This window comes from Bradyrhizobium sp. CAR08 (assembly GCF_052871955.1).
Map to the genome: position 1 here is coordinate 66,870 of NZ_JBIXJX010000028.1, position 9,889 is coordinate 76,758.

The following is a 9,889-nucleotide window of genomic DNA, read 5'->3' on the forward strand; positions in this document are numbered from 1 at the left end:
TCAACTGATCGAGAGTTGCGCCTCAATGCGGCTGTGCTAGTACGCCCACTCTCGAATCGAGGAGCTAAAAGTGGCGAAGAACGCAAAGAAGTCGCCTACAAAGAAGAAAACTGTGCGTCGTGAATACACAAAGGCTGACGTGAAAGAGCTGCGCGCTCATTCGAAAGCAAAGACACCCGTTGCAAAAATCGCGAAGCTCACAAAGCGCTCCGAAGGCTCACTGCGCCAAAAGGCGCTCAAGCTTGGAATCCGGCTCGGTCACCAGCGCTAGAGGCGGATTATGACACTCTTCAATAGAGTGTTCTCGACCAGAACGCTGTTGCAAATCATCTCCCTTCTCGTCGCTGTTGTCGCGATGAAGTTGTTGAGCGCTCACTACGACTTCAGCTGGGCAACCGCAATTGGGGGTTGACCAGAGGAATATCCTGGAAGGCTGAGCAGAAAAGAAGCCCATCTAGTGGCGAGCTATCACGCAGCGTTCAAGCGTACGACATAATGGCGCCTTCAAAGCCGCAGGCTAAAAGAGGCTGTTCGCATTGACGGTGCTCGTCGCACAATCAACTCTTGTCCTGTCGAGTTTTGTGCGAATAGGAGGGCCACGTGAGACATAATCGACGAGAGAAAACTGGCGGACAACAGTCATAAGTCAATCTATCCGCTCCGAATGCCGCAGAACCGAGTACGATGCCATTCGCCCAGCGGCTCAGCTGCAGGATTGACGATGCATGCGTAGTGACGGGCTTGGGACGCACGAAGCTTTACGGGTTGATAGGAACTGGGCGTATCGTCACGACAACGATCGGACGTCGGCGACCAGTAGTGGTGCGCTCACTTTTGGCGCTCCTTGACACCAATATGTCGAACTAGTGGACGCGCGATTTAAGGGGGCAACACCACTTTGAACGCGCATTTCCTCAGGCACTCATTTTGATGACACGACCGTGCTCCCACCACTGCATCAACAGCACGGCGCTCTTGCCTGAATTCGGCGGCATGGGTGTAGGCGCCACGGATTCCATTCGTCTCCTGATGCGGAAGTTGACGTTAGCTCGCATCCGCTTGTCACTTGCTGCTTTCGTTCGGGAGCGTTGGCGTGGGTCGCAGGCCACGCCCTCCGGCCGCCTGAATTCCGTGGGCCTAACATTTCAAGTCAAAAATCTAGCCCGGGCGAATTTCCGATAAGTGCTCGCAGGACTCGAACCAGAAACCAGGCCGTTATGGGCGCCGGCCTATCGACCAGCTTTGTTGATTTTGCTGCGGTCGTTCGAGTTCGATCGCGTTTGCGGCGTTTCGTTCGCGTTATTCTAGTGCGAGACTGGTGCGGTTGAGGCGCGACGTTTGGACTCACAACTTTGACATGACTCCCAAACCCTGTCGGCGGCTCCGCGCAGCATGGCACGCTCCTAGGTAGTTTGAGCGCGGTTCAATTTTGACGGATGATTGAGGAGATGCGGCAAGTACGCGCGCGCCAGACAGATTGTGAGCTGCTCGCCGCGCCGGCTTAGTCGATCTATCCAATCGACCGGCATTGCGTTGAAGTTCGTAGGATACGAATGAGTTTCCTCCCGGCGAACCAAATCCGGAGGAGGGTTGGGCAATTGGCGATCGAGTTGCCCGAGATATGGAAAGATGAAATTTTTGATCAGTCCGAAACGCTGCGCGTCGTGAAGCCGATGAATCGACGCATTCTGGGCACGGTCAAATAATGTGCTGAAAACGCTCAACATGCGAGCCGGAAGGAATTGGCTCGGCGGTTCTTGGCGTAAGCCATAGCCTGCAGAGCAGCAAATAATTGTATCGACGGAAACGACATTCAGGCTGACATCACGCGAACGGTCCGGCCAGAGACAGCCAAGGCCAAGATTGTCGTAGATCCCGCCATCGGTCAGGATGACGCGAGCTTGACTGATCGCGCCGTCTTTGTTGAACGCAAAGGTTTCATCTAGGGCCGGGAGAAACAAGGGATACCCATCCAGTTGGGTGTCGCTGTGAGCAAAAATGTTGTCGATAAGCTCGGCGAAGATAGTCCATGCCGCTCCTTCGAGCGCGGACGAATCCTCCCGATCTCGGCACGACACCATAAGCGCGTTCGTCAATCGGGTCGGCAGATCGTTGTCGCGTTCATCCTTGTTGATTCGGGCGATTTCGACGAGCGCTTTATTGCCACCTCGATGTATCTGAGCTGCAGTGTAATCTGGCCAGGCAGGGATGACCTCCACCTGGTCGGAGAGATGGTCAAAAAAGCCCATCCGATTGAGGTAGCCCATCGTGCCCGCTTCGCCTTCTTCGAAGTTCAAACAGACACGCCGCGTCGTCGAGGCGAGTTGATTGGCAAGCGACAGCAACCGTATCGCGGCGTCGACCATAATCTTGCAGCCACGGGAAAATCAAAGACGACATTGTACGTTCCTGGCTCGTGAGATCCGCACGAATGGCGCAATGCACCTTCAAATGAAGAGATATTAATCGAACGTGCCGGTAAACTCACAACGCATTGCACCGCGTGCCTCGTCGATTCGCTAAAAGCTAACAATCATACGGGAACAATTGTTTTATTAAACTGCGAAGCCTTGCCGTACCCGGCGGCTTTTGGATCTCGGCCGAAAGCTCGAGAAGCTTGGCTAGTTCGCTGCTACACCACACGGCTGCCCTCGGGAATCGCAACGCAGCGGTCCTTCTCCATTGAGGATGATCATGTTGTCTTTGAGGAGCCCGATCCGGCAGTAGGGCTGAGCACGTTAGGTTGATTCCCCTTTGTAAGATAAATTACCAGGCCAGAGAATGAATAAACTCCATTAGTTTCAAATAGGATATGAGAATAAAAGATACATATCATCGCGCAATATCCTGACATTTGCAAGGTTTTGTATCATATAGGTTCCATGAGAAAGGAACCGCAGCGCCAAGAGGATAGGGCGATCTCGCTTCTCCAGAAGCGGGGAATGATGCGGCTTTCCGAATTCCTCGAGGAAGGAATCACGGCCGCAACCATTTCCCGAATGGAGCAAAAGGCTGCGGTCAATCAACTCAGTCGCGGCCTTTACCAGCTCCCTGATGCCCAGCTGGATGGCAACCACTCACTCGCCGTTGCCGCGAAACTCATTCCCAACGGCGTCATCTGTTACGACTCCGCGCTCGCCTTTCATGAGCTGACAGACCGTATCCCTCCCTATGTGTGGATGGCGATTGGCCCGCGCGACTGGCGACCCAAGATCACGAACCCCCGCATTGAGATCGCGCGAATTGGTCCCAAGGAGTTCGACAAGGGCATTGAGCGTCACACCATCGAAGGGGTCTCAGTACCGATCTATGTGCCGGCCAAAACGATCGTTGATCTCTTCAAGAGCGGCCAACGTCAGAAGGCTTTCTACAACGCGCCCGCAGGTCTCGCACATGCCACGCAAGCGATGAAAGACGCGCTCAGGCTACGCAAAGCGACACCGTCCGAAATCGCAAAGTACGCCGTCGAGGCCGGCATATGGGAAAAAATCGTTCAGCCGCGCCTTGAGACGCTGACTGTCAATGCGTAAGCCGCTGAAGAATGTCCCGGCTTCGGTCCGCGCCCGTCTGCTCAACCTTGCGAAAGAGCGGAACGAGCCGTTCGATCTCCTGCTCACGCAGTATGCGCTTGGCAGATTGCTCTACCGGCTCAGCATCAGCAATTACAAGGACAAGTTCGTCCTCAAAGGCGCGATGCTGCTGCGCCACTGGCTCGACGATCCGCACCGGCCGACCCGGGATCTTGATTTGCTTGGATTTGGCGAGAGCGATCCGCAGCTTACACTCGGCTTTTTCAGGGAAATTGGTTCCATCCAAGCCGACGATGGCGTGACGTTCGACACAGGCACCCTCGAGGTTGACACGGTTCGCGACGATTCAGGATATAGCGGGCTCCGCCTCAAATGCTACGCGACGATTGATGGGGCTCGCGTGCGTATCGTCGTTGATATCGGCTATGGCGGCGCGACCGAGCCTGGACTCAATCAAATCGAGCTTCGGCCGTTGCTCGATCAACCGGCTCCCAAGCTGCGAGCCTATCCGCCGGAGACGGTCATCGCGGAGAAACTCCAGGCGATGGTCCATCTTGGACTCGCCAATACGCGTTTGAAAGACTTTTACGATATCTGGGTTCTGGCGCGTACTTATGAATTCAAGGATAACCGGCTCGCTCGCGCAATACGCGCTACGTTCGACCGCAGAAAGACACAGATTCCAACTGAGCGGCCAGACGCTCTCAGCGAGACTTTCGCGAACGACCCGACCAAGATCCAGCAATGGACAGCTTTCATCCAGGACGTCGCAATCGATCCGGGTGCTCTAAAGGGCGTCGTCGAGACGCTCGCCGCGTTCCTGATGCCACACGCGGAAGCGGCACGGAAACTCCAAGGCTAGGATCTGCCATGGTCGGAAAGACCAGAACCGTCGGCATGAATGGTAAGCCTCTTAAGTCCGCTCTGCACCACTGGTGGCCACGCGGTCTGTCCGAACTTTGGAAAGACAAAGACGGCAGTGTCACAAGAATTGCATGGGACGGTAAGACGCTTCGAGCGCCACCAAAGCAATTCGGCGCGATCACCAACGGCCACCACGTCAAACCAAATGGCCCATGGGCAGGAACAATCGAACCGCTCTTCGATGATGCCGACAGTGCCATGCCGTCGCTGTGAGGTTGGAAAGTCTCTCGTCGTGAAACACTAACGAGCTTTCGCCGTCGGGGTCGGAGCGGCGGCCGAAGGTAGAGGGACGATCTTTTTTGCCACGTGCCCCTGTTATGCCCCAGACTTTTCGGGGCACAATGCGGGGGAAGCAACCCGATAAGTCGTTGTAGTTATGGGACTAATGGTGGGCGCACAAGGGATCGAACCTTGGACCTCTCCCGTGTGAAGGGAACGCTCTCCCGCTGAGCTATGCACCCGAAACCATCATGCAGGCGACCCGAGTTTCGGCCGCCGATGCTTTGGAGCCCGCGATTTAGAAGTGCAGGCCGAAGGTGTCAAGTTTCGAGGCGCTGCCGGGCCGGAAAACCTTCCCCCGGACCCGCAATTCGGCGGTCAGACCATCTTGGGGCCGCTTACGCGCCCTGCTGGCGGGCGCGGGAGGCGTGGGCCTGGAGCGCGCGGATGCGTTCGGCCAGTGTTCCGCCGCCTTCGGGCAGGGTGCCTGCGGCGGTGCCGTTGGCAGGGGCGTCGTTGGCCGGGCGTGGCGCCGGCCTCGGCGGCTGGCCGGCCTCCGCCGCGAGCAGGGCCTCGATCGGCGAGTTCGGCCCTTCGAGCTGCATCGCGAGCTTGGCCACCTCGGCTGCGATGTCGTTGATGCGTTCGCGCAGCAGCGCGTTCTCCATCCGCTCGGTCGCCCAGGAGCTCTCGGCCTGTTGCTGGATCGCGTTGATGTCGCGCTGGAGCTTGGCGCGCTCGTCGCGGGCGGTGCGCAGCTGCTCCTCGAGCGCGGTCTTTTCCGCGCGGATCGATTCCATTGCGGCCGAGGACTTGCCGCCGCTCAACGCCGCGATCTCAACGCGCAGCTCCTTGATGATGCGCTCATTGGCCTCGTTGGCCTGGCGGAGCTGGTTGTTCTCATAGTCGCGTTCGGCGAGCAGCTTGCCCTGCGTGGCAAGGCGTCCCTCGAGATCGCCGACGCGGCCCGACAACATCTCGGCCTCTTTCACCTGCACGATGAGTTGGCGATCGAGGTCGGTGACGCGCTGGCTCAGATTCTCGACGCGGCCGCGGGCGTCGCCGAGCTCGCGCGAAGCGGTCTCGGACTCGGTGCGCTCCTGCGCCAGCCGCGCCTGTGTCGCGGCAAATTCCTTTTCGGCGTCGCCGACGCGGTGCTTCAGCTCCTCGATCTGCGCACGGACCGCGACCAGCTCGACCTGACGGCTCTCCGCCATCATCGAGCGGTCGGACAGTTCGGAATTGATCTTTGCGAGCTCGCCCTGCTTGTCGGTCAGCGCGAGCTCGGCGGCGCGCAGGGCTGCGGTCTTGGTGTTGAATTCCTCTTCGGTGGCGCGGAGCTGCTCCTTCACCGCCTTCTCGCGCGCTTCGAGCGCGAAGATCGTGGCGTTCTTCTCGCCGAGCTCGATCTTCATGCGGTTGATGGCGTCGCTCTTCTTGCCGAGCTCGGCGAGCTGGCTCGTGGTCTTGTTCTTGAGCTGGTCGACGCTCATCTCCAGCCGTCGCGCCGACATGGCGAACTCGGCGCGGAGCTGGTCCTTGTCGGCCTGGATCTCGGCCATCGACAACGGCGTGGCGGCCTCGAGCCGGCGCGTGGTCAGGCGCACGGCGCGGTTATGCACCAGCGGCACGATCGCGAGCCCGCACAGCATCGAGAGCAAGAAACCGATCGCCAGGTACATGATCGGTTCGACCATGGGCCAGAACTCCCAAAGCTAAGGAAAAATTTACCAAGGACATTGCATGCGGGGCCGGCAAAAAGCCAGCCCCGACATGTCGTTAACCTTGATCCGTCGCCGGAGGGGAAAGCGGAACGCTAGAACGGGTTCCAGGTCGCGCGCGGGGTGAATTTCAAATAGCCGATATTGGCTCCCAGCCGCAGGCCGAGGCCCGAGCGGATCGGCACCAGCACGATGTTGTTGGCGGTGAGCGCCGTCATGCCGAAGCCGCCGATGATGTAGGCCGAGCCGTCGAGGCCGGCGAAGCGCTGGTAGATCGCGTTGGTGGCGGGCAGATTATAGACCAGCGTCATGGTGCGCGCGCCGTCGCCACCCCAGTCGAAGCCGAGCGAGGGACCCTGCCAGTACACCCTGAGGTCACCGGCGTTCTTGGTGTAGAGCGTGCCTTCGCCGTAGCGCAGGCCGGCGACGAAAGCGCCGGACCCTTCCTCACCGAGGATATAGCCGTTGGGCAGGCCCCATTGGCTGACCGCCTTCTCGATGATCGAGGCGAGACCGCGCGAGACGTTGCCGAAGAAGCGATGCCCGGCGTTCACGAGTTCGTCCGGCCCATAGGTGCTGGGCGTCTGGGTCCGCTGCGGCGGCGGCAAGTCGGGCGGCGGCGGCTGCTGGGCGGAAGCCGGACTGATCCACCCGACCATCGCGGCAAGCGCGACTGCGGCAAGGCGTGATGCGAAAGTCATAAAAGAACCCCTGGTATCGAATCCGGTCGCTTCCTTAACCTGGCGCCAACAGGCGCGGCTCTAGGTTGCGCCGGATGTCCCCTCGACTCGGATGTTATCCGCAGCAACTATGACGGCACAACGGCAGGAAGCCAGCCCTTTGCGCCCCGGAATTGCCTTGATCGGCCTTCTGGTCTGCATGCTGTCGGGCATTTGGATCCTCTGCGCGGGGTTGCCGGCGCAGGCGGCCACCACCGAGCGGATCGTCGTCAACCGTTTCAGTGGCGTGGCGATCGAGGGCTTCGACCCCGTGGCCTATTTCGTCGCTGGCACGGCCGTGCAGGGGACGGCCGAGTTCGAGGCGAACCTGTGGGGCGCCGTCTGGCGCTTTCGGAACGAGGGCAACCGGGCGTCTTTCCTCGCCCATCCCGAGGTCTACGGGCCGCAGTTCGGCGGCTACGATCCGGTCGATATCGCCCGCGGCGTCATCATCGCCGGTAACCCCCGCTTCTTCGCGATCGCGGCGCAGCGGCTCTATCTGTTCAGCCGGGAAGCCAATCGCGACGCCTTCGCCGCCAATCCCGAGCGCTTCCTCTATGAGGTGGGCAAGCGCTGGCCCGCCCTCCAGGACAAGCTCAGCCAGTAGGCCCCTTTACGACCTCAGAGTCTTGCCGCCTGCGGGTCACCCCAAGCAATGAACTCCGGGATGATGAAGCCGCCATCGTGCCGCTCGCCGAAGCGGAGCGCGCCGCCCTTGCCGTCGGTCACGCTGCCGCCGGCCGCGGTCACGACCGCGTAGCCGGCCCCGACGTCCCATTCACAAGTGGGCCCGAAGCGGGGGTAGATGTCGGCACTGCCTTCCGCGATCCGTCCGAATTTCACGGCCGAGCCGACCGCCTTTCTGACGGCGCTGGGGCGATGATCGATGAACGCCTCGGTTCGGGGATCTCCATGCGAGCGGCTCACCGCGGCGATCCAGGGTTCGCCCAGGGGCGGCAGCTTGCGGGTATGGATCGGCTCGGCAGCGCCGATGGTTGCGCCGTCGAACCCGACGCGCTCGGCGCCACGGCCGACGATGCCGCGCCAGAGCAGCCCGAGTGCCGGCGCGCTGACGATGCCCAGCAGCGGCACGCCCGATGTCACCAGGGCAAGGTTGACGGTGAACTCGTCGCGCCCGGCGACGAACTCCTTGGTGCCGTCGAGCGGGTCGATCAGGAAGAAGCTGGCGCGGAACGGCGGCGAGGCGAGCTGGGTCCGCTCTTCCGAGAGCGTCGGGATGTCGCCCGCAAGCTGTGCCAGCCCGTCCGCGATGATGCGGTCGGCCGCAAGGTCGGCCTCGGTCACCGGCGAGCCGTCCTGCTTGCCGTCGACCCGCATCGCTGCGCGGTTGACCGCGAGGATGGCTTCGCCCGCCTTCACCACCAGGGCGGTGAGCGGCTCCATCAGGTGGGAGGCGGCCGCGCCGTCGATGATCCGCTTCACCTGCATGCCTCATTCATCGGCAATTCCATCCCTAAGCGAGTGATTCGCCGCGGCATTAGGGCCGCTTCGAACCGATCGCAAGCTAGCTGCCACGTGCCAGCGAATGTTAGAACCTGCGGCATTCGTCAAGCATGCTTGATTCGCCGCGTCCGCGCCGTGCAATTCCAGGAACCCTTTATGTCTGACGCTTCGTCACCCGCTACCGCCACCGCTCCAGATGCGCTCGAACTCGCTGCGCTGCTGTGCTCGCGGGTCTGCCACGATCTCATCAGCCCTGTCGGCGCCATCGTCAATGGGCTCGAAGTGCTCGACGACGATCCCAAGCCCGACGACCGCGAGTTCGCACTCGACTTGATACGCAAGAGCGCGAAAACCGCCTCCGCTCGCCTTCAGTTCTGCCGCCTCGCTTTTGGTGCGGCCGGCTCGTCCGGCGCGCAGATCGATCTCGGCGATGCCCAGACCATGGCGCGCGGCCACATCGAGGACGGCAAGTGCTCGATCACCTGGAATCTGCCGCGGATCTTGCTGCCGAAGAATCGCGTCAAGCTGCTGCTCAACATGCTGGTCGTTTCGCAGCACACGATCCCGCGCGGCGGCACGCTGACGATCGATCCGATCGGCGAGGGCGAGACCATGAGCTTCCGCATCACCGCGACCGGACATAATGCGCGCCTGCCGCAGAACATCTCCGAGCTCCTGAGCGGCGAGCGCGGCCCGGCTGCGGATGCACATGCGATCCAGCCTTATTATACGCGGCTGTTGGCAGAGGCTTGCGGGCTGACCGTGAGGCTCGCGCACGAAGGCGAGGCCATCACCATTATCGCGTCGTAGACACGCCGCCGCTCTCAAACGTTAATCGAATCTTTACGAGGCGCTTCGGCTTGTCCGGAGCGCCTTATCTCTTTGTTGGTTCCGTTCTTTTCCACATACTCAACCATTATTAAACGCTTTGCGGTGAAGCTGGCCCCATTCCGAATTGGCGCATCACGTCTTGTGTGCGCGCCCTCCCTGTATGAAGGCCTGTTTTCATGGATGATCTGTTGCGGGAGTTTTTGACGGAAACCAGCGAGAGCCTGGACACCGTGGACAATCAGCTGGTGAAGTTCGAACAGGAGCCGAACAACGCCAAGATCCTGGATAACATTTTCCGGCTGGTCCACACCATCAAGGGCACGTGCGGCTTCCTCGGATTGCCGCGACTGGAAGCGCTGGCGCATGCCGGCGAGACGCTGATGGGAAAATTCCGTGACGGCATGCCGGTGACGGGGCAGGCGGTGACGGTGATCCTGTCCTCGATCGACCGCATCAAGGAAATTCTGGCCGGGCTGGAGGC

General features: G+C 60.5%; 11 protein-coding genes and 1 tRNA gene. 7 read left to right on the plus strand and 5 right to left on the minus strand.

Annotated features, from left to right (window positions below; all coding sequences use genetic code 11):
* Positions 1–70 precede the first annotated feature (70 nt).
* On the plus strand, positions 71–271 hold the full coding sequence (locus ACIPUD_RS36285; RefSeq protein ID WP_377789067.1) for a hypothetical protein: 201 nt from the start codon (positions 71–73) through the stop codon (positions 269–271).
* Positions 272–1,403: 1,132 nt separating this feature from the next.
* Here the strand turns inward: ACIPUD_RS36285 and ACIPUD_RS36290 are convergent.
* Positions 1,404–2,366 carry a hypothetical protein gene (locus tag ACIPUD_RS36290; protein WP_446482556.1) on the minus strand — a complete coding sequence of 321 codons (963 nt, stop codon included), beginning with the start codon at positions 2,364–2,366 and terminating at the stop codon, positions 1,404–1,406.
* Positions 2,367–2,942: 576 nt separating this feature from the next.
* Between ACIPUD_RS36290 and ACIPUD_RS36295 the strand changes: the two genes are divergently transcribed.
* From ACIPUD_RS36295 to ACIPUD_RS36305, 3 genes are read left to right on the plus strand one after another with little or no spacing between them, the layout of a single operon-like run.
* A complete protein-coding gene (locus ACIPUD_RS36295; protein ID WP_446482557.1) occupies positions 2,943–3,530 on the plus strand; it encodes a type IV toxin-antitoxin system AbiEi family antitoxin domain-containing protein in 588 nt (195 codons plus the stop codon).
* Positions 3,523–4,392, plus strand: a complete 870-nt coding sequence (locus ACIPUD_RS36300) for a nucleotidyl transferase AbiEii/AbiGii toxin family protein (protein WP_446482558.1) — start codon at positions 3,523–3,525, stop codon at positions 4,390–4,392. Before ACIPUD_RS36295 ends, ACIPUD_RS36300 begins: the two co-directional genes overlap by 8 nt.
* 8 nt (positions 4,393–4,400) lie before the next feature.
* Positions 4,401–4,667 (plus strand): hypothetical protein, encoded by a 267-nt coding sequence (locus tag ACIPUD_RS36305; protein WP_446482559.1) that lies wholly within the window; start codon positions 4,401–4,403, stop codon positions 4,665–4,667.
* Positions 4,668–4,840: 173 nt separating this feature from the next.
* On the opposite strand, the gene ACIPUD_RS36310 is transcribed toward ACIPUD_RS36305, so the two are convergent.
* The 3 genes from ACIPUD_RS36310 to ACIPUD_RS36320 all read right to left on the minus strand — a co-directional run bounded on the left by ACIPUD_RS36310 (position 4,841) and on the right by ACIPUD_RS36320 (position 7,095).
* Positions 4,841–4,915: transfer RNA gene (locus ACIPUD_RS36310), tRNA-Val, on the minus strand.
* 156 nt (positions 4,916–5,071) lie between these two features.
* Positions 5,072–6,370 (minus strand): hypothetical protein, encoded by a 1,299-nt coding sequence (locus ACIPUD_RS36315; RefSeq protein ID WP_018458351.1) that lies wholly within the window; start codon positions 6,368–6,370, stop codon positions 5,072–5,074.
* A gap of 119 nt (positions 6,371–6,489) precedes the next feature.
* Complete coding sequence (locus tag ACIPUD_RS36320) at positions 6,490–7,095, minus strand: DUF1134 domain-containing protein (protein ID WP_018458350.1); 606 nt, start codon at positions 7,093–7,095, stop codon at positions 6,490–6,492.
* A 139-nt stretch (positions 7,096–7,234) separates the two neighbouring features.
* Between ACIPUD_RS36320 and ACIPUD_RS36325 the strand changes: the two genes are divergently transcribed.
* The gene (locus tag ACIPUD_RS36325; protein ID WP_026233560.1) at positions 7,235–7,720 is read left to right on the plus strand and encodes a YHS domain-containing (seleno)protein; all 486 of its coding nucleotides are present in this window, start codon (positions 7,235–7,237) and stop codon (positions 7,718–7,720) included.
* Between the two features lie 14 nt (positions 7,721–7,734).
* Here ACIPUD_RS36325 and ACIPUD_RS36330 read toward each other — a convergent pair whose 3' ends face one another.
* Entirely contained in the window at positions 7,735–8,562 is an 828-nt protein-coding gene (locus ACIPUD_RS36330) for a 3'(2'),5'-bisphosphate nucleotidase CysQ family protein (protein WP_085348586.1), read from the minus strand.
* Between the two features lie 171 nt (positions 8,563–8,733).
* Here ACIPUD_RS36330 and chpT point away from each other — a divergent pair, with 171 nt between their 5' ends.
* Positions 8,734–9,387 (plus strand): histidine phosphotransferase ChpT, encoded by a 654-nt coding sequence (chpT, locus tag ACIPUD_RS36335; protein WP_018458347.1) that lies wholly within the window; start codon positions 8,734–8,736, stop codon positions 9,385–9,387.
* A gap of 197 nt (positions 9,388–9,584) precedes the next feature.
* Positions 9,585–9,889, plus strand: a 305-nt coding sequence (locus ACIPUD_RS36340) for an Hpt domain-containing protein (protein WP_446482300.1), incomplete at its 3' end; no start/stop codon positions are given.